Origin of the sequence: Streptomyces sp. TLI_105 (assembly GCF_900105415.1) — a bacterium.
Taxonomy (GTDB): Bacteria; Actinomycetota; Actinomycetes; order Streptomycetales; family Streptomycetaceae; genus Streptomyces.
The window spans coordinates 2,068,248-2,087,093 of sequence record NZ_FNSM01000001.1; the positions used below are offsets into that span (position 1 = coordinate 2,068,248).

At 71.8% G+C, this 18,846-nt stretch carries 21 protein-coding genes; 10 read left to right on the plus strand and 11 right to left on the minus strand.

Annotated elements, in window-relative coordinates:
- The first annotated feature begins 4 nt into the window (after positions 1–4).
- Entirely contained in the window at positions 5–1,324 is a 1,320-nt protein-coding gene (locus tag BLW86_RS09430; protein WP_093873610.1) for a glutamate-1-semialdehyde 2,1-aminomutase, read from the plus strand.
- Positions 1,325–1,331: 7 nt separating this feature from the next.
- On the opposite strand, the gene BLW86_RS09435 is transcribed toward BLW86_RS09430, so the two are convergent.
- Positions 1,332–1,991 carry a phosphatase PAP2 family protein gene (locus tag BLW86_RS09435; RefSeq protein ID WP_093873611.1) on the minus strand — a complete coding sequence of 220 codons (660 nt, stop codon included), beginning with the start codon at positions 1,989–1,991 and terminating at the stop codon, positions 1,332–1,334.
- A 494-nt stretch (positions 1,992–2,485) separates the two neighbouring features.
- Here BLW86_RS09435 and BLW86_RS09445 point away from each other — a divergent pair, with 494 nt between their 5' ends.
- A complete protein-coding gene (locus tag BLW86_RS09445) occupies positions 2,486–3,190 on the plus strand; it encodes a Clp protease N-terminal domain-containing protein (RefSeq protein WP_093873613.1) in 705 nt (234 codons plus the stop codon).
- Between the two features lie 372 nt (positions 3,191–3,562).
- Here the strand turns inward: BLW86_RS09445 and rpsR are convergent, their stop codons facing one another.
- From rpsR to rpmG, 4 genes are all read right to left on the minus strand, one after another.
- The gene (gene rpsR, locus BLW86_RS09455) at positions 3,563–3,799 is read right to left on the minus strand and encodes a 30S ribosomal protein S18 (protein ID WP_093873614.1); all 237 of its coding nucleotides are present in this window, start codon (positions 3,797–3,799) and stop codon (positions 3,563–3,565) included.
- A 50-nt stretch (positions 3,800–3,849) separates the two neighbouring features.
- Entirely contained in the window at positions 3,850–5,004 is a 1,155-nt protein-coding gene (locus BLW86_RS09460; RefSeq protein ID WP_093873615.1) for a CobW family GTP-binding protein, read from the minus strand.
- Positions 5,004–5,249, minus strand: a complete 246-nt coding sequence (locus BLW86_RS09465) for a type B 50S ribosomal protein L31 (protein ID WP_093873616.1) — start codon at positions 5,247–5,249, stop codon at positions 5,004–5,006. Before BLW86_RS09465 ends, BLW86_RS09460 begins: the two co-directional genes overlap by 1 nt.
- A gap of 64 nt (positions 5,250–5,313) precedes the next feature.
- Positions 5,314–5,478 (minus strand): 50S ribosomal protein L33, encoded by a 165-nt coding sequence (gene rpmG / locus BLW86_RS09470; RefSeq protein WP_093873617.1) that lies wholly within the window; start codon positions 5,476–5,478, stop codon positions 5,314–5,316.
- A 79-nt stretch (positions 5,479–5,557) separates the two neighbouring features.
- Here rpmG and rpmB point away from each other — a divergent pair, with 79 nt between their 5' ends.
- From rpmB to BLW86_RS09500, 6 genes are all read left to right on the plus strand, one after another.
- Positions 5,558–5,794: a 50S ribosomal protein L28 gene (gene rpmB, locus BLW86_RS09475; protein ID WP_093873618.1), complete on the plus strand. Its 237-nt coding sequence runs from the start codon at positions 5,558–5,560 to the stop codon at positions 5,792–5,794.
- Positions 5,794–6,099 (plus strand): 30S ribosomal protein S14, encoded by a 306-nt coding sequence (rpsN, locus tag BLW86_RS09480; protein WP_093873619.1) that lies wholly within the window; start codon positions 5,794–5,796, stop codon positions 6,097–6,099. The genes rpmB and rpsN overlap by 1 nt, the downstream gene beginning before the upstream one ends.
- A 541-nt stretch (positions 6,100–6,640) precedes the next feature.
- A complete protein-coding gene (rpmF, locus tag BLW86_RS09485) occupies positions 6,641–6,811 on the plus strand; it encodes a 50S ribosomal protein L32 (protein WP_093873620.1) in 171 nt (56 codons plus the stop codon).
- Between the two features lie 4 nt (positions 6,812–6,815).
- Complete coding sequence (locus tag BLW86_RS09490) at positions 6,816–7,976, plus strand: GTP-binding protein (RefSeq protein ID WP_093873621.1); 1,161 nt, start codon at positions 6,816–6,818, stop codon at positions 7,974–7,976.
- A 172-nt stretch (positions 7,977–8,148) separates the two neighbouring features.
- Entirely contained in the window at positions 8,149–8,361 is a 213-nt protein-coding gene (locus tag BLW86_RS09495; protein WP_093873622.1) for a hypothetical protein, read from the plus strand.
- A gap of 24 nt (positions 8,362–8,385) precedes the next feature.
- Entirely contained in the window at positions 8,386–8,838 is a 453-nt protein-coding gene (locus BLW86_RS09500; RefSeq protein ID WP_093873623.1) for a hypothetical protein, read from the plus strand.
- Positions 8,839–9,011: 173 nt separating this feature from the next.
- On the opposite strand, the gene BLW86_RS09505 is transcribed toward BLW86_RS09500, so the two are convergent.
- Positions 9,012–10,340, minus strand: coding sequence for a class I SAM-dependent RNA methyltransferase (locus BLW86_RS09505; protein ID WP_093873624.1), 1,329 nt, complete (start codon positions 10,338–10,340; stop codon positions 9,012–9,014).
- An 85-nt stretch (positions 10,341–10,425) separates the two neighbouring features.
- Positions 10,426–12,477: an APC family permease gene (locus BLW86_RS09510; protein ID WP_093873625.1), complete on the minus strand. Its 2,052-nt coding sequence runs from the start codon at positions 12,475–12,477 to the stop codon at positions 10,426–10,428.
- 234 nt (positions 12,478–12,711) lie between these two features.
- Here BLW86_RS09510 and BLW86_RS09515 point away from each other — a divergent pair, with 234 nt between their 5' ends.
- Positions 12,712–13,380 (plus strand): potassium channel family protein, encoded by a 669-nt coding sequence (locus tag BLW86_RS09515; protein WP_041131658.1) that lies wholly within the window; start codon positions 12,712–12,714, stop codon positions 13,378–13,380.
- Positions 13,380–14,060 carry a potassium channel family protein gene (locus BLW86_RS09520; protein ID WP_093873626.1) on the plus strand — a complete coding sequence of 227 codons (681 nt, stop codon included), beginning with the start codon at positions 13,380–13,382 and terminating at the stop codon, positions 14,058–14,060. The genes BLW86_RS09515 and BLW86_RS09520 overlap by 1 nt, the downstream gene beginning before the upstream one ends.
- A 162-nt stretch (positions 14,061–14,222) precedes the next feature.
- Here BLW86_RS09520 and BLW86_RS09525 read toward each other — a convergent pair whose 3' ends face one another.
- From BLW86_RS09525 to BLW86_RS09540, 4 genes are all read right to left on the minus strand, one after another.
- Positions 14,223–14,972, minus strand: a complete 750-nt coding sequence (locus BLW86_RS09525; RefSeq protein ID WP_030687101.1) for a DUF3159 domain-containing protein — start codon at positions 14,970–14,972, stop codon at positions 14,223–14,225.
- Positions 14,973–14,975: 3 nt separating this feature from the next.
- Positions 14,976–15,374 carry an OB-fold nucleic acid binding domain-containing protein gene (locus BLW86_RS09530; RefSeq protein WP_093873627.1) on the minus strand — a complete coding sequence of 133 codons (399 nt, stop codon included), beginning with the start codon at positions 15,372–15,374 and terminating at the stop codon, positions 14,976–14,978.
- Positions 15,375–15,443: 69 nt separating this feature from the next.
- Complete coding sequence (locus BLW86_RS09535) at positions 15,444–16,130, minus strand: response regulator (protein ID WP_093873628.1); 687 nt, start codon at positions 16,128–16,130, stop codon at positions 15,444–15,446.
- Between the two features lie 125 nt (positions 16,131–16,255).
- Positions 16,256–18,802 carry a sensor histidine kinase gene (locus BLW86_RS09540; RefSeq protein WP_093873629.1) on the minus strand — a complete coding sequence of 849 codons (2,547 nt, stop codon included), beginning with the start codon at positions 18,800–18,802 and terminating at the stop codon, positions 16,256–16,258.
- Positions 18,803–18,846 lie beyond the last annotated feature (44 nt).

Sequence of the window (18,846 nt, forward strand, 5' to 3'; positions counted from 1 at the left end):
CGGCGTGGACACCGAAGAGTTCGAGCTCCCCGGGTCGCGGAGGGCGAACGAGCGCCTGCACGCCCTGATCCCCGGGGGCGCGCACACCTACGCCAAGGGCGACGACCAGTACCCCGAGAACCTGGCCCCGGTCATCAGCCACGGCCACGGCGCCCATGTGTGGGACGTCGACGGCAACCGCTACATCGAGTACGGCTCCGGCCTGCGGTCGGTCAGCCTCGGCCACGCCCACCCGCGCGTGATCGAGGCGGTGCGGCGGGAACTCGACCGGGGCAGCAACTTCGTCCGGCCGTCGATCATGGAGGCCGAGGCGGCGGAGCGCTTCCTCGCCACCGTCCCGACCGCCGAGATGGTGAAGTTCGCGAAGAACGGCTCCGACGCCACCACGGCGGCGGTACGCCTGGCCCGCGCGGCCACGGGACGCACGCGGGTGGCGCTCTGCGCCGACCACCCGTTCTTCTCGGTCGACGACTGGTTCATCGGCACGACACCGATGTCGGCGGGCATTCCGGCCACGGACCTCACGGTGACGTTCCCCTACGGAGACCTGCCCGCCACGGAGGAGCTCCTCTCCCGCCACGAGGGCGAGATAGCCTGCCTGATCCTCGAACCCGCCACCCACGCCGAGCCGCCGCCCGGCTACCTCGCAGGCCTGCGCGAACTGGCGGACCGGCACGGCTGCGTCCTGGTCTTCGACGAGATGATCACCGGTTTCCGCTGGTCCGAGGCGGGCGCCCAGGGCCTGTACGGAGTCGTCCCCGACCTCTCCACCTTCGGCAAGGCGCTGGGCAACGGCTTCGCGGTCTCGGCGCTGGCGGGCCGCCGCGAGCTGATGGAGTGGGGCGGCCTGCGTCACTCCGGCGACCGGGTGTTCCTCCTCTCCACCACGCACGGCGCGGAGACGCACTCCCTGGCGGCCGCGATGGCCGTGCAGACCACCTACACGGAAGAGGGCGTCACCGCCCGACTGCACGCCCTCGGCGAGCGCCTGGCCGCCGGGGTCCGCGAAGCGGCGACCGCCATGGGCGTCGGTGACCACGTGGTCGTACGGGGCCGGGCCAGCAACCTGGTCTTCGCCACCCTCGACGAGAACGGACAGCCCTCTCAGGAGTACCGCACCCTGTTCCTGCGGCGACTCCTCTCGGGCGGGGTACTGGCCCCGTCGTTCGTGGTGAGCAGCGCGCTGGACGACACCGACATCGACCACACCGTCGACGTGGTGTCCCAGGCCTGCGCGGTGTACCGGAAGGCACTGGACGCCGGAGACCCGACTCCCTGGCTGGCGGGCCGACCGGTGAAACCGGTCTTCCGCCGCCGAGCATGACGCGACGTCACCGACCGGAGTCGACGACCCGATCGACGCCCCACGCGACCGCCGGCACCACCGCGAGCGCGGTGCACCAGCCGCCGAGGGCGTCGGTCGGGTAGTGCGCGCCCAGGACGACCTGCGCCCAGCCCATGGCGGTGCCGGCAACGAGCGCCGCGGTGAACACGAACAACACGCCCACCGTCCTGCCGAGGCCGAGCCGCCCGGCCAGGAGCAGCGCCACCACAACGGCGAAGGCGGTGAGAAAGGCGGTGTGCCCGCTCGGAAAAGACAGGTTGTCACCGTGAATGGTGCGCCCCACCAGGAACTTGAGCAGCCTGGCCACCCCCACGGCCACACCGACCCCGACACCGAGGAGCACGGCCGCCCGAGGCCACCGAAGCAGCAGGCACCCGATCACGGCGGCCAGGACGAGCGCGGCCGCGCCCACGGGCTCCCCCAGGAAGTCCAAGCCCAGAGCGACGTCCCGCCAAGGCGACGCCACCCCGCCGACCACCGTCCAGACCCGTGCGTCCACCACACCGGGCTGACCGTCGCCGGCGTACAGCACCCCGAGTGCGGCGACCACCACCGCGGCAAGACCCGCGATCCCTCCGAGCCCCACCCGTACCGCCGAAGGCCACACCACGGCAGCAGAAGCCCCCTTCACCCGCCCACGCCGCATTCTCCCCCACCCTCCGGACGCAACACCGGCCCCTGGACCGACACTTGCCACCCTATTCAAGAAGGCGGGCGCGGACGGGCAGGCAGCCGCACACGGGCCGGCGCCCGCCTCCTCGGCGTCAGTCGTCCGGGTTCTCGAAACCGGGGTCGAGCGCCGGGCCCGTCGGCGGCGGTCCGGTCCGTAAGGGCACCGCTGTCGACCTCACGGCCGTCGAGGACGTACCGGCCCACGATCCGGCGCCCGACCGACCCTGCCGAGCACGATTGCGCAGAGAGGGGCCGGCCCGTGTCCTCGTGCCCGCGGCCCGGACGCTCGCGGCCCGCTCCGCGGCCGGGAGCGGGACTCGCGAGGTTTCTCAGTGGGCCTCGGCGGCCTGGCTGGTCCAGGTGGCGTACATCCGGGTGTCCCTGCCGTGGGCGGCGAGGCAGGGATCGAGCGAGAGAAGTGACAACCTCGGGTTGACGCCGCCCGACTGACAACCTAAGGTTGACACCATGACGCAGATCACTCCGCCGATCAAGCTCGATGAGCTGATCACGGCGATCACCGAGAACCACACCACCGCACTCGACCAGCTCACCGGCGCCATCCTGCTGGCCGACCACATCGGCGAGGTCGCCGACCACCTCATCGGCCACTTCGTCGACCAGGCCCGTCGTTCCGGCGCGTCCTGGACCGACATCGGCCGCAGCATGGGCGTCACCCGGCAGGCGGCCCAGAAGCGGTTCGTCGGCAAGCCCGACGCCAAGCCGTCGAACGCCTTCGAGAAGTTCTCCCAGCCCGCCCGCAGCGCCGTCATCGCCGGCATGAACGAGGCCAAGGCGGCCGGCAACGCCGAGATCGTCCCCGCGCACGTCTTCCTCGGCCTGCTCGGCACCGAGGGCAGTGCGGTCGGCGCCCTGCGGGCGCAGGGCATCGACCTCGACCAGGCGCGGAACGCCGCGGTGGCCGCCCTGCCGGCGCGCAGCGACGCCGATCCGGTGCTGATTCCGTACGACGCCCACGCGAAGAAGGCGCTGGAACTGGCGCCGCGGGCGGCCCTGCGGCTCGGCCAGGACAGTGTCAGCACCGGCCACGTCCTGCTGGGGCTGCTGGAGCAGGAGGACGGCGCCGGGGTCCTGTCCTCGCTGGGCGTCGACGCGGCGGCGGCCGAGCGTTTCGTGGCGGAAGCCGCCGACGAATCGTCCGTCGCCTCGTAGCGGAACCGACCGCGTCCGTCCGCGGACGCCGGCCGACAGCGGTGGGGTCCCGGAACGGGAACGGCACGGGTACGGAACGGGAGCTCCGGGCGAGGTGGAGCCGGTCGAAGGCGACACCCCGCCCGGATGCCCCCGCGCCGCGCCGGTCGGCCGGCGCGCGTACGGGAGTGCCGGTCTGGTGGCGGCGGGCACCGACGGCCGTGTCGCTCTCGTCACCGGCGCTTCGGGAGCGCTCGGCGCCGCCGTGGCACTGGTCCTCGACCACCGTGGCTACCGGCTGGCGTTGCACTACACCAGCGGTGAGGACCGGGCCCGCAAGGTAGCAGCCGAGCTCAGCGGGCCGAGCGCCCTCGTGCGGGCGGGCGGGTGCCGTCAGCGGACGGCGTACGGCAGCAGGGCCATCTCGCGCGCGTTCTTGACGGCGGTGGCGAGGGCTCGCTGCTGCTGGGCGGTCACGCGGGTGACGCGGCGGCTGCGGATCTTGCCGCGGTCGGAGACGAACTTCCGCAGCAGGTCGGTGTCCTTGTAGTCGATGTACGTGATGCCGGCCGCGTCGAGCGGGTTGGGCCGGGACTTGACGGGCTCTCGGGGGTCGGTGCGTCGGGCCATGGCGGCGTCTCCTGTGAGGTGGCGGTGGGGATGGTCGTACGGGGTGGGTGTCAGGCGGCGTCGAGGAGCGAGTCGAAGGCGGCGGGCAGGCGCTTCCAGGCCTCGCGCCCCGACCCGTACTCCGCGTCCGTCAGCAGGCAGGAGTCGAGGAGCCGTTCCAGTCCGTCACGGTCGAGGCCGGGCGAGGTGAACACGAGGTGCTGGCAGCAGTCGCCGTGGTCGGGATGCCAGTCGAGCGCGGCTGCCGCACGGCGCACGGGAGGGACCAGCTCCCAGGCCGCGTCCGGCAGCGACGCCAGCCAGGGGCCTGCGTTCTCCACGCACAGCGCGCCCCCGGCCGCGTCCCAGGCGAGAAGGGTGTCGGGGCGGTCGGCGAGCCAGAACCGGCCGCGACTGCGGGCGGCGGCGCGGCACAGGTCCTCAAGCGCCTCGTAGAGGCGTTCGGGATGGAACGGACGCCTACGGTGCCACACGAAGGTGGCGACGCCGGCGTCCTCGGCTTCCTGGGGCAGCAGCGCGCACGCGGGGTGCTGGGCGGCCGCGGCGGCCTCCACGTCGAAGCCGGCGAACGCGGCCCGGGCGAGCTCGACGGAACCCGCTGGTACTCGCCGCGCGGTGGGGTGCAACTGCGCGAGCAGGGCACGGTCTTCGTCGTCGGCGGCGTCGCTGTCGACGACGGCGAGGACGGGCGCGTACTCCAGCTGACGGGCCCAGGTGTCCCCGACGGTCCGCTGGTCGGTGGCGGCCGCCGCGAGGCCGGCTTCGGCCAGGTCGTCGCCGTTGGCGAGGTAGGGCAGGACGAGCGCGGGGTCCACGGCGGTGATCACGTTCGTCAGGGCCAGGCAGTCGCCGCCGTGAGCGGCGATCACCTCCGCCATGGCCTTCGGTTCGACGGAGTCCCACAACTCGACCACGGCGAGCCGGGTCAGGCCGCCGTCCGCCATCCGCTCCAGTTCCGGGACGAGGTCCTCGCGCAGTGCGCAGCACGCGCAGTCGTCGACCAGGGGCGTCTCATCGCGGGAGACCGTACCGGCGGCGTCGCGGATCAGCCGGAGGACGCTGCCGTCGGGCGCCCCCGCCAGGTCGTGGTGCAGCGCCACACTCCCGGGGACGGCCTTCAGGAGGCGGTCGACGACCTCGGTCCGGGCGTCGGCGTGCAGGCCGGCGACGATGACGACGGGGAGCTGGTGATCGTGGCGCTCCATCAACGGGCTCCGTAGCGGCGCTGGAACTTCTCGACGCGGCCGGCGGTGTCGAGGACGCGCGCCGTGCCCGTGTAGAAGGGGTGGCTCGCCGAGGAGATCTCCACGTCGACGACCGGGTAGACGTTGCCGTCCTCCCACTCGACGGTCTTGTCACTCGTCATCGTGGAGCGGGTGAGGAAAGCGGTGCCGGAGGCGGAGTCGCGGAAGACGACGGGCTCGTAGGCGGGGTGGATTCCGGGCTTCATGACAGGGCCTTTCGATGGTCGTTCGACAGTCGGGGGGCGGGTGGGGTCGCGGGACCGGGCGGGGTCAGCGCTCTTCGCGGAAGTCGACGTGCCGGCCGACGAGGGGGTCGTACGTGCGCAACACCAGCCGGTCGGGGTCGTCGCGCCGGTTCTTGCGCGTGACGCAGGTGAAACCGGTGCCCGCGGTGGAGCGGAGCTTGAGGACGGGGCGGATCTCGGTGCGTGCCATGCTGGGTAGTATATGACAACGGTTTTCATTACCAATACGCGCGTGGTCACGCGCACCAGCGAGAGAGGCGGCACCACCCATGTCGGCCCACTGCCAACTGACCGGCACCAAGCCGGGATTCGGCAACACCATCTCCCATTCGCATCGGCGCACCTCCCGGCGCTTCGACCCGAACATCCAGCGCAAGCGCTACTGGCTGCCCAGCGAGGGACGGCACGTCCGTCTGACGCTGAGCACCAAGGCGATCAAGACGGTGGACGTGATCGGCATCGAGGCCGCCGTGGCCCGGATCCGCGCGCGCGGAGGGAAGGTCTGATGGCGAAGAAGAGCAAGATCGCGCAGAACGAGAAGCGCAAGGAGATCGTCGAGCGCCACGCCGAACGGCGGGCGGAACTCAAGGAGATCATCCGCCACCCCTCATCCACCGCGGCCGAACGCGAGACCGCCCGGGCGGAGCTCCGCCGGCAACCGCGCGATGCCAGTGCCACCCGCGTACGCAACCGCGACAGCGTGGACGGCCGCCCCCGCGGCCACCTTCGCAAGTTCGGACTCTCCCGAGTCCGGGCCAGGCAGCAGGCCCACGCCGGACTCCTGCCGGGAGTGACCAAGTCGTCCTGGTAGACGAGAACGCGACCGCGACCGCCCATTGAAAATGGATGCCATGAGCGTTTAAGGGCGCTCTCGTCCGCGTGCGGCACCCCGCGGACCCGCGAGGGGGACCAGGGGGGCCGCGCGCGGACACCCGAGAGGCCGAGGCCGCCCAGCACCCATGACCGCCGGACACCCCTCCCCCTCCATGGGGGCGCGCGCCCCATCCGGGCGACAGGGGCCCCGACGGCGATCCCGCGACAGGACCTGGCCGCGCTGCGGCGGGCCAAGAAGGACACACGCACCCCCCGCCCTCCCCCAGGAGATCGACAGCATCCCCTTCCTGTCGCGGCTGTGGCGCAACAGGGCCGCGGCCGCCGACGCACTCCTCATGGCCGCCCCGGACGGCGCACGGGTCACGGACGCCGAGCCGTCGCCGGGCCGCGCGAGGTGGAGCGGGCGGCCGGGCCCCCTCTCCAGCCGCACAGCCTTCAGCCACGCGACGTCATATTGATAATGGCATCCATTTTCATATAGCGTCTCCGTGTCAGGTACCGGACCGAGGAGTCTCACGATGGCCGTCCCCAAGCGGAAGATGTCCCGCAGCAACACCCGCCACCGCCGCGCCCAGTGGAAGGCGACCACGCCCCAGCTGGTGCCGATCACTGTCGACGGCGTCGTCCACCAGGTCCCGCAGCGTCTGGTGAAGGCGTACGAGCGCGGCCTCGTCCGCCCCGAGGGCTGAGCGCATGGCCTCGTACGACCGCCTGCCGGTGACCGTGCTGTCCGGCTTCCTCGGCGCGGGGAAGACCACCCTCCTCAATCATGTGCTCGGCAATCGCGAAGGACTGCGCGTCGCGGTCATCGTCAACGACATGAGCGAGGTCAACATCGACGCGGCGCTCGTGCGGGGCGGAGAGGCGGCCCTGTCCCGCACCGAGGAGCGACTGGTCGAGATGACCAACGGGTGCATCTGCTGCACCCTGCGCGACGACCTCCTGGAGGAGGTCGACCGGCTCGCCCGCGAGGGCCGCTTCGACCACCTGCTCATCGAGTCCAGCGGCATCTCCGAGCCCATGCCGGTCGCCGCGACCTTCTCCTTTCCCCGGGACGACGGCGCCACCCTCGGCGACCTCGCCCGCCTGGACACGATGGTGACCGTCGTGGACGCCGCCGGCTTCCTGCCGGAGCTCGACGGCGGCGACGAACTCGTCGCGCGCGGCCTCGATCAGTACGAGGACGACGAGCGCACCGTCAGCGATCTCCTCATGGACCAGGTCGAGTTCGCGGACGTCCTCGTCCTCAACAAGCTCGACCTGGTCGGCCCGGAGGAGGCGCGTCGGCTCCGTGCCACGCTGTCCCGGCTCAACCCGGAGGCGCGGATCGTCCCGGCCGTGCGCGGACAGATCCCGCTGGAACACATCCTGGGCACCGGCCTGTTCGACGTCGAACGCGCCCAGCAGGCCCCCGGCTGGGTGAAGGAGCTCAACGGGGACCACGTGCCGGAGACCGAGGAGTACGGCATCTCCTCGCTGGTGTTCCGCTCCGATCTGCCGTTCCATCCCGGACGGCTGTGGACCTTCGTCACCAAGGGCCTTGACAGCGGCACCTTCGGCCGCGTCCTGCGCTCCAAGGGATTCTTCCGGCTCGCCAGCCGGCCCCGGGTGACGGGCCTGTGGTCCCAGGCCGGTGCCGTCGCCCGGTTCGAACCGTCCGGTGCCCTCGGTCCGGAGACCACGCAGGGCCAGGAACTGGTCTTCATCGGCACCGGCCTGCGCGCCGAAGCCCTGCGCGCGGCGCTGGAAGCCTGCCTGCTGGTGCCGGGCGAGGCCGTTCCCGCCGACGACGAGTTCCCCGCGTGGGAAACGTACGGCATCGAGGACGCCTGCGAGCACGAACAGGCGGCCTGACACATCGGCCCCACACACTCCGGGCCGAACGGTGGTCGCAGCCACGGCACCGTCCGGCCCGGCCTTTTCGTGGAGGGAGGCATGAAGGTGGAGGAAGGCATGAAGGACGAGGCACGGCCCTTTCCGGGACGCGGTCCAGGAGACACTCCTCATCCCGCTCCACGGACGGACGGTGGAGCACCGCGAGAAGGACGCCGCGTGCCTATCGCGGCCCGACGCAGAGGACGCCGACGCTGTCGCCGACCAGGGGAGGGGCGCGGTCGGCCTCGGCGGCGCGGGCGAGGAGCGCAAGGAGTTCGCCGCCTGGGTGAGCACCCGCCGCGGCGTACTGGCAGACGCTCACGGCCTCCAGCAGCTTCCCGGCACTGCCCGGTACGTGAAGTGACCCGTCCCAGGAAGGATGTATCCGATGACGCACGATGACGACGGCCGGACCACGTTCTTGTTCTACGCCCCGGAGCGGGAGCCGCATGCCTGGGGCCTCGACCTGGCCGCCCTGGGCGAAGCCCTGCGGGAATCGTTCTCCGAGGTCCGCTACAAGGTCCGCCAGGACCGCACCCACCAGGGCGAGCCGTACCTCTCCTTCTGGGCGGCCACCGACGAAGGCACCGAGTACGACGGCACCGCCACCGTCCACGGGCGGGACTGCGTGATGCTGGCCGACACCACGGCGGGCGAGGCGGCCCCCTTCCTTCTCTGGCTGCGCGACACCTACCTGCCCACCCCCGACCTCGTCCGCTTCAGCAGCGAGTCGGCCGTGGAACAGGGCATCGAAACGGACTGGCGCCTCCCCGCCGACGGCGACACGGCACGAGTGGCCGACGAGCTCCGCCACCACCTCTCGGTCATGGAAGGAGCCTGACTCACTCCACCGGAGGGGAGGGCAGTGCATGGTGTTGGTCGGGCCTGGCAGACCCCCCGTCCTGACTCCCCATCAGAACGAGCGTCACATGGGCGTCACGAGCTTGATCTCAGCGTCAAGACATCGCCCGTAACGCCCACACCACACATAAAGCGCACCCGCAAAACAGCAGGTCATGCGTCCTTCTTCGCCGGCTCCAGAATCGCCACGCACTCCACATGATGCGTCATCGGGAACAGGTCGAACGCCCGCAGGGTCCGGACCTTGTAGCCGCGTTCCGCGAAGTAGGCGAGGTCTCGGGCCAGGGCTGCCGGGTCGCAGGCCACGTAGGCGATGCGGCGGGCGCCCAGGCCGGCCAGGTGGTGGACCGTCTGCTTGCCGGCGCCCGCGCGGGGCGGGTCCAGGACGATGAGGTCGACCTCGGTGATGCCGGTGCGCGGGAGGACCGACTCGACCTTGCCCTGTTCGATGCGGACGCGCGGGAAGCCGGCCAGGTTGTGGCGGGCGTCCTCGACCGCGCGCTTGCCGGACTCGATGCCGAGGACCGCGCCCTGGTCGCCGACGCGGTCGGCGAGGGCGCCCGCGAAGAGGCCGACGCCGCAGTAGAGGTCGAGGGCCGTCTCGCCCTTGCGGGGGGTGAGGCCCTGCATGACGGCGAGCATCAGGGTCTGCGCGGCCTTCGGGTGGACCTGCCAGAAGCCGCCGCTGCCGACGCGGTAGGTGCGGTCGTCGGCGCGCTCGCGGACGAAGGCGCGGCCGTGGACGCGGTGGACGCCGCCGTCCTTCTCGTCGACGCGCATCACGGAGACCGGCTTGTCCAGCTCCACCAGGGGCAGGCGGGCGCCCGGGCGGGGGGTGAGGATGACCTGGCGGTCGTTGGAGCCCGAGGCCGCGATGGCCTCGACGGCGGCCATGCCCGCCCAGTCGCGCTTCTCGATGCCCAGCTCCGAGACGCCCTCCGCCGCGATCATGCAGTGGTCGATGATCTCGACCTCGTGGGAGCGGTGCTTGCGCAGGCCCGCGTGGCCCTCGGCGTCGACCGCGTACTGGACGCGGGTGCGCCACTGCGGGACCTCGCCCGCGGGGAGCTTGTCGCCCTCGGCGGGCATGACGGTGCCGTCCCAGCCGGCCTCCTCCGGGGTGAGCCCGGCCAGGCGCTGGAGCTGTTCCGCGATGACCTCGCCCTTCAGGCGGCGCTGGGCGCCGGGCTTGGCGTGCTGCCAGTCGCAGCCGCCGCACTTGCCGGGTCCGGCGAAGGGGCAGGGGGCCTCGACGCGGTCCTTGGAGGCGTCCAGGATCTCGATCGCGTCGGCGCGCAGGAAGCGGGAGGTCTCCTCGCCCTCGGTGACCCGCACCCGGACGCGCTCGCCGGGCAGGGCGTGGCGGACGAAGAGGACCCGGCCGGCTTCCGTACGGGCGATGCAGTGGCCGCCGTGGGCGACCGGGCCGACCTCTACCTCGTACTCCGCCCCGACCAGCGACGTAACAGGGGTGTTCTGCATGACCGGGGACTCCAGGGGGAAGAAGAAGGTGGGCTGCCGCTCGGACCACGGTCCGACGGCAGCCCACCAGTCTAGTTGCTGTTTCTCAGTTGTTCTTTGCGGTGGGTTCCTTCTGGCGCTTCTCCACCGGGCCGCGGCGGACGGAGCCCGGCGCGTTCCACTCCTGGCGCTTCCTGGCCCGCTTCTTCGCGACCTCGGAGGACTGGAGCTGGTACGGGACGGACGTGACCATCACGCCGGGGGTGAAGAGCAGCCGGCCCTTGAGGCGGAGTGCGGACTGGTTGTGGAGCAGGTGCTCGTACCAGTGGCCGACGACGTACTCGGGAATGTAGACGGAGACGGCGTCGCGCGGGCTCTCGCGGCGGATGTTCTTCACGTACTCGACGACCGGGCGGGTGATCTCCCGGTAGGGCGAGTCGAGGATCTTGAGCGGGACGTTGATGCCGCGCCGCTCCCACTCCTCCTTGAGCGCCTTGGTCTCGACGGGGTCGACGCTCACGGTGAGCGCCTCCAGCTCGCTGGCGTGCAGCAGCTTGGCGTAGGCCAGGGCGCGCAGGGTCGGCTTGTGGAGCTTGGAGACGAGGACGACCGAGCGGACGCGGGAGGGGCGCACGTACTCGTCGGGGCGCTCCTCGGCGGCGGCGATCTCCTCGGCGACGGAGTCGTAGTGCTTACGGATCGCGGTCATCGTCCCGTAGAAGATCACCATGCCGAGCAGGGCGACCCAGGCGCCGTGCGTGAACTTGGTGGCGAGGACGACGACGAGGACGAGGCCGGTGAAGAAGGCGCCGAAGGCGTTGATCGCGCGGGAGCGGATCATGTGGCGGCGGTTGGCCGGGTCCCGCTCCGTCGTCAGGTGCCGGTTCCAGTGCCGGACCATGCCGATCTGGCTGAGGGTGAAGGAGACGAAGACGCCGACGATGTAGAGCTGGATCAGTCGGGTGGAGTCGGCTCCGTAGATCCAGACGAGGAGGGCGGCGGCGCCGGCGAGGAGCACGATGCCGTTGGAGAAGGTGAGGCGGTCGCCGCGGGTGTGCAGCTGGCGCGGCAGGTACCGGTCCTGGGCGAGGATCGAGCCGAGGAGCGGGAAGCCGTTGTACGCGGTGTTGGCGGCCAGGAAGAGGACGAGGGCGGTGGCGGCGGCGAGGACGACGAACAAGAACGTTCCGTCGCCGAAGACGGCGGCCGCGACCTGGGAGATGACCGGGTCCTGGACGTAGCCCGCGCCGAGCGGGACGCCGTTGTGCAGCAGGTCCTCGCCGGGGTTCTCGGCCATCCGGACGTCGGTGGCCATGGCCAGGAAGATGATGCCGCAGAACATGGTGACGGCCAGGCCGCCCATGAGGGCGAGCGTGGTGGCGGCGTTCTTCGACTTCGGCTTGCGGAAGGCGGGGACGCCGTTGGAGATGGCCTCGACGCCGGTGAGGGCGGCACAGCCGGAGGAGAACGCCCGCAGCAGCAGGAAGACCAGCGCGAAGCCGGCCAGGCCCTGGTGCTCGGCCTTGATCTCGAAGCTCGCGGTGGGGGCCCTCATGGTCTCGTCGAGGACGAGTCCCCGGTACGCGCCCCAGATGATCATGATGAAGACGCCGGCGACGAAGACGTACGTCGGGATGGCGAAGAGGCTGCCCGACTCCTTCACTCCGCGCAGGTTCATCAGGGTGAGCAGCAGGATGACGGCGATGGCCGAGGCGACCTTGTGCTCGACGACGAAGGGGACCGCCGAGCCGAGGTTCTCGATGCCCGAGGCGATCGACACGGCGACGGTCAGCACGTAGTCCACGAGCAGGGCGCTCGCGACGGTGAGTCCGGCCTTCGGCCCGAGGTTGGTGGTGGCGACCTCGTAGTCGCCGCCGCCGCTCGGGTACGCGTGCACGTTCTGCCGGTACGACGCGACCACCGTGAACATCAGGACGACGACCGCGAGCGCGATCCACGGGCTGAAGTGGTAGGCCGACAGGCCGGCGACGGAGAGGACGAGCAGCACCTCGCCGGGGGCGTACGCCACCGAGGACAGCGGGTCGGAGGCGAAGACGGGGAGGGCGATCCGCTTCGGGAGAAGGGTCTCTCCCAGCTTGTCGCTGCGCAGGGCCCGCCCGATCAGGATCCGTTTGGGCACGTCGGTCAGTTTGGACACGGAGAGGATCGTAAGCGTTCGAAAAGAGCCACGCGCACCGGCACCCCCGATCGGCACCGAATCTCCCTGAGTACCACCTCGGATGCGGTCCCCGCCAGCGTTGCCGCTTAAGCTCGGACCGGGCGACCCGTCAGGGCGTTGCCCGCCACGGCCCGGGCCGATCGGGCGAGGAAAGTTGTGAGCAGGGTGGATTCGCAGGTCAGCAGGGCGATCAGGAGTGCGGGGTAAGGGGACGTGCACATCGTCATCATGGGCTGCGGGCGAGTGGGAGCCGCTCTCGCGCAGACCCTGGAGCAGCAGGGGCACACCGTCGCGGTCGTGGACCAGGACCCGACGGCTTTCCGCCGTCTGGGCTCGGGCTTCGGCGGCCGGCGGGTCACGGGCGTGGGCTTCGACCAGGACACGCTGCGCGAGGCCGGGATCGAGGAGGCCGGTGCCTTCGCCGCGGTGAGCAGCGGCGACAACTCCAACATCATCGCGGCGCGGGTCGCGCGCGAGATGTTCGGCATCGAGAACGTGGCGGCGCGGATCTACGACCCGCGTCGCGCCGAGGTCTACCAGCGCCTCGGGATCCCGACGGTCGCGACGGTCCGCTGGACCGCCGACCAGATGCTCCGCCGGCTGCTGCCCTCGGGCGCGGAGCCGCTGTGGCGCGACCCGAGCGGTGGCGTGCAGCTCGCCGAGGTGCACACCTCCCCGGCGTGGATCGGTCACAAGGTGAGCCGGCTCCAGGAGGAGACCGGCGTCCGCGTCGCCTTCCTCACCCGACTGGGCGAAGCGATTCTGCCGACCTCGCAGACGGTGCTCCAGGAAGGTGACCTGGTGCACGTGATGATGCGTACGGACGAGATCGCGAAGGTCGAGGCGGCCTTCGCCGAGGGTCCCGAGGAGGGCGGTCACTGATGCGTGTCGCTATTGCGGGCGCGGGCGCGGTGGGCCGTTCCATCGCGGGCGAGCTCCTGGAGAACGGCCACGAGGTCCTGCTGGTCGACAAGGCGCCGACCGCCATCTCGGTGGAGCGGGTGCCGCAGGCGGAGTGGCTGCTCGCCGACGCCTGCGAGATCACCTCGCTGGACGAGGCGGCGCTGCAGCGCTGCAACGTGGTGATCGCGGCGACCGGTGACGACAAGGTGAACCTGGTCGTCTCGCTGCTCGCCAAGACCGAGTACGGCGTGCCGCGCGTGGTCGCCCGGGTGAACAACCCGAAGAACGAGTGGCTGTTCAACGAGGCCTGGGGCGTGGACGTGGCCGTCTCGACGCCGCGACTGATGTCGGCCCTGGTCGAGGAGGCGGTGAGCGTCGGCGACCTGGTCCGGCTGCTCCGCTTCAGCCACGGCGACGCGAACCTGGTCGAGCTGACGCTGCCGCCGGAGTCGGCGGTCGCCGGCACCGCCGTCGGGGACGTGGCCTGGCCGCAGGACACCTCGCTGGTGACGATCATCCGCGGTTCGCGGGTGCTGACGCCGAGCCCCGAGGAGACCCTGGAGGCCGGCGACGAGCTGCTGTTCGTGGCCGCGCAGGCCCGCGAGGAGCAGCTGGAGGACCTCCTCCAGGTCCGCCGCGAGGCCGGGTCGGAGTCCTGACCTCCCGACTGGGTGCGCAACTCGGAGGCCTGGCCTCCTGAGTGCGTACGCGGAGGCCTGACCTCCTGAGTGAGTGCGTACGCGGAGGCCTGGCCTCCTGGGTGCGTACGCGAAAGGGCCCGGACCTGACGGACAGGTCCGGGCCCTTTCGCGTACCGCTTCTCAGGCCTCCGGGTGGCGCTGCGCGGCGGCGGCCGCCTTGCGTTCCTTCTCGGCGCGCTCCTCGGCCTCCATCTCGGCGAAGACGTCGATCGGCGCCGGGGCCTTCGCGAGGAACACCCAGGTGAGGTACACCGCGAGCAGGAACGGCGGGATCTTGAGGGCGACGAGCACCCAGCCGAACTTGGTGGTGTCGGCCCACCAGTACATCGGGAAGAGGATCGCGCACTTGCCGAGCAGGATCAGGCCCCAGGCCCAGCTGGCCTTGGTGTAGGCCTTCTTGCGGCCCGGGTTGCGGGTGCGCCAGGAGAGGTTCTCCTTGAAGACCGGGCCGAGGATCAGGCCGATCAGGGGCACTCCGGCGAGCGCGGTGATGATGTACGCCAGGGCGAGGCCCAGGGTGTAGAGCATGCCCGGCAGGTAGAAGTCCTTGGCGTTGCCCGTCATCATCGCGAAGACCACGCCGAAGGCGACGCCGAAGACGCCGCTGAAGGCGTGCTTGACGGTGTCCCGACGGATCAGCCGGACGGCCACCAGGACCAGCGAGACCGCGAGCGCGGCGATGGCCGAGACGTGCAGGTCCTTGTTGATCGTGAAGATCGTGACGAACAGCAGGCCGGGCAGGACCGTCTCGATCATGCCCCGCAGACCGCCGAAGGCCTCGAAGAGCGCGGCCTCGGTCACGGCCTTGTCCGCCTGGGCGTCCTGGTCCGGGGTCGACCGGTCCGCGGTCGGCTTGTCGAGGGACGTCACCGGCTACTCCTGTCCGAGCGGTCGGAGCTCGTATTTGGGGTTGAAGAGGACCCGCCGGCCGTGGCTCATGGAGATCCGGCCGGAGGCGATCAGCTTGCGGCCCGGTTCGATGCCCACGATGGAGCGCCGGCCGAGCCACACGACGTCGAGCGGTGCCGTGCCGTCGAAGAGCTCGGCCTCCAGCGCGGGCACACCGGCCCGGGGACGCAGCGTGACCGTGCGCAAGGTACCAGTCACCTTGACTATCTGTCGGTCGGAGCAGTCGGAGATACGCGTGCACCCCGAGGCCTGGGCGTCCTCCTGGAGCTCCTCCGACTCCAGGTCCTCCGGGGAGGAGGAGAGCCGGTCGAGCATCCGGCGGAACCTTCCGGCCGGCTTCTCTGTACGTGGTGCAGCACTCATACAGAAAGCGTACCGGCCGCCGCTGTCACCGGAAGCGGCCCCGGACCACCCGCTCGTACTGCTCCCGGTTCAGCGTTCGAAGCGGTACCCCATGCCCGGTTCGGTGACGAAGTGGCGCGGGTGCGAGGGGTCGGACTCCAGCTTGCGGCGGAGCTGCGCCATGTAGACCCGGAGGTAGTTGGTCTCCGTGCCGTACGAGGGTCCCCAGACCTCCTGGAGCAGCTGCTTCTGGCTGACGAGTCGGCCGGCGTTGCGGACGAGGACCTCCAGGAGGTGCCACTCGGTGGGGGTGAGCCGGACGTCGCGCCCGTCGCGGTGCACCTTCTTCGCGGCCAGGTCGACGGTGAAGCCCTCGGTCTCGACCACGGCGACCCCGTCCTCGGCGCCGCCGACCGGCTCGGCGCGGCGCACGGCCGCGCGCAGCCGGGCGAGCAGCTCGTCCATGCCGAAGGGCTTGGTGACGTAGTCGTCGGCGCCCGCGTCGAGCGCCTCGACCTTCTCGTCGGAGGTCTGCCGGGCGGACAGGACCAGGATCGGCACCCTCGTCCAGCCGCGCAGCTCCTTGATCACGTCGACGCCGTCCATGTCGGGCAGTCCGAGGTCGAGGACGACGACGTCGGGTTGGCGTTCGGCGGCGAGCCGGAGGGCGGTGGCGCCGTCGGGCGCGGCGTCGACCTCGTACTTCCGCGCCTTCAGGTTGATCACCAGGGCGCGGACGATCTGCGGCTCGTCGTCGACCACGAGGACCCGGGTCATGGAGGGGGCCTGCCTTCTTCGTCGTGTCGGTAGGTACGGAGGTGAGTCACGGTGGTGAATACGGGCACGGGCCCGGCGGCCGGGTCGGGTCATGGGCCCGGCGGCCGAGGGCACGGGCCCGCGGGTCAGGTCACGGCGCGGGCCGGGAGGTCGGCGGCCGGGGCCCGGGGCCCGCCCGGCGCCGCGCGCAGGGTGAGCACCATGGTGAGGCCGCCGCCGGGGGTGTCCTCGGCGCCGAGCGTCCCGCCCATGGCCTCGACGAAGCCGCGGGCGACCGCGAGGCCGAGGCCGACGCCGGAGCCGCGCGGGGCGTCGCCGAGGCGCTGGAAGGGCTCGAAGATGCCGTCCTTGGCCTCGTCGGGGACGCCGGGGCCGCGGTCCACGACCCGCAGCTCGACCCGGCCCCCCAGGGCGCTGGCGGCGACGGCGACGGGCACGTCCTCGGGGCTGTACTTCACGGCGTTCTCCACGATGTTGGCGACGGCCCGCTCCAGGAGGCCCTTGTCGACCTCGACCATGGGCAGCGTCTCGGGGACGTCGAGCTCGGCGCTGCCGTCCGGCACTCCCCCGAGGGCCATGGGGACGACCTCGTCGAGGTCGACGGCGCGGATCAGGGGCCTCACGGTGCCGGTCTGGAGGCGGGACATGTCGAGGAGGTTGCCCACGAGGTGGTCGAGGCGGTCGGCGCCGGCCTCGATGCCCTCCAGGAGCTCGGCCCGGTCCTGCTCGGACCACTCGACGTCGTCGGAGCGGAGGGAGGAGACGGAGGCCTTGATGCTCGCGAGCGGGGTCCGCAGGTCGTGGCTGACGGCGGCGAGCAGGGAGGTGCGGATCTTGTTGCCCTCGGCCAGCTTCCGGGCCTCCTCCGCCTCGCCGACGAGCCGCTGCCGGTCGAGGACGACCGCGGCCTGGGCGGCGAAGGCACCGAGCACCCGCCGGTCCTCGGCGGGCAGCACCCGGCCGGTCAGGGCGAGCGCCAGGTGGTCGCCGACGGGCATGTCCACGTCCGCGTCCTCCGGCCGGGCCGCGGGGTGGGGGCCGACGCTCGCCGCCCGTGTCCACGGCTCGGCCCCGCCCGCGCGCTCCAGGAGGGCCACCGACTCCATGGAGAAGGTCTCGCGGACCCGTTCCAGGAGGGCGTCCAGGCTCGTCTCGCCGCGCAGCACACTGCCGGCCAGATAGGAGAGCACCTCGGACTCGGCGCGCAGCCGGGCGGCCTGGTGGGTGCGCCGGGCGGCCAGGTCCACCACGGAGGCGACCGACATCGCGACGCCGAAGAAGACGGCGATGGCGACGATGTTCAGGGGGTCGGCGATGGTCAGGCGGTGGACCGGCGGGGTGAAGAACCAGTTGAGGAGGAGGGAGCCGGCGGCGGCCGAGGCGAGCGCCGGCAGGAACCCGCCGAGCAGCGCGGCGGCCACGGTCAGGGCGAGGAAGAGCAGCATGTCGTTGGCGAGCCCGAGGTCGGCGTCGACGTGCGTGAGGAGCAGGGCCAGGGCGACCGGGCCCGCGACGCCGACGAGCCAGCCGCCGAGGATCCGGGAGCGGCCCAGGCGGGCTCCGCGCGCGACGGGCAGGCCCCGGCCCTTGGCGACCTCGCCGTGGGTGACGATGTGGACGTCGAGGTCGGGCCCGGAGTCGCGGGCCACGGTCTGGCCGACGCCGGGGCCGAGCACGTACTGCCAGGTCCGGCGGCGGCTGGAGCCGAGGACGATCTGGGTGGCGTTGACCCCGCGGGCGAATTCCAGGAGCGCCGAGGGGACGTCGTCGCCGATGACGTGGTGGAACGTCCCGCCGAGGTCCTCGACGAGGGTGCGCTGGACCGCCAGCTCCTTCGGCGAGGCGGCGGTGAGCCCGTCGCTGCGGGCGATGTAGACGGCGAGGACCTCGCCGCCGGCGCCCTTCTCGGCGAGCCGGGTGGCGCGGCGTATGAGGGTGCGGCCCTCGGGGCCGCCGGTCAGGCCGACGACGATGCGCTCCCGGGCCTGCCAGGTGGAGCGGATGTCGTGCTCGCCCCGGTACTGCCGGAGGTACTCGTCGACCCGGTCGGCGGTCCAGAGCAGGGCCAGCTCGCGCAGGGCCGTGAGGTTGCCGGGGCGGAAGTAGTTGGAGAGGGCCGCGTCGACCTTGTCCGAGGTGTAGACGTTGCCGTGGGCCATCCGCCGCCGCAGCGCCTCCGGGGACATGTCGACCAGCTCGATCTGGTCGGCCCGGCGCACCACCTCGTCGGGGACGGTCTCCCGCTGCCGTACCCCGGTGATCGCCTCGACGACGTCGCCGAGGGACTCCAGGTGCTGGATGTTGACGGTCGACACGACGTCGATGCCGGCCGCGAGCAGCTCGGCGACGTCCTGCCACCGCTTGGGATTGCGGGAGCCCGGCACGTTCGTGTGGGCGAGCTCGTCGACGAGGGCGACGGCGGGACGGCGGGCGAGGACGGCGTCGACGTCCATCTCCGTGAAGGCCGCCCCCCGGTGCTCCAGGGCGCGGCGCGGGACCTCCTCCAGGCCGTGCAGCATGGCCTCCGTGCGCGGCCGCCCGTGGTGCTCCACGAACGCCACCACGCAGTCCGTGCCGCGCTCCACCCGGCGGCGGCCCTCGGCGAGCATCGCGTAGGTCTTGCCGACGCCCGGCGCAGCGCCGAGGTAGATCCGAAGCTTGCCGCGTCCCATGGCTCGACCATACGTCCAGCCAATCGGACATTCGGTACGCGGGG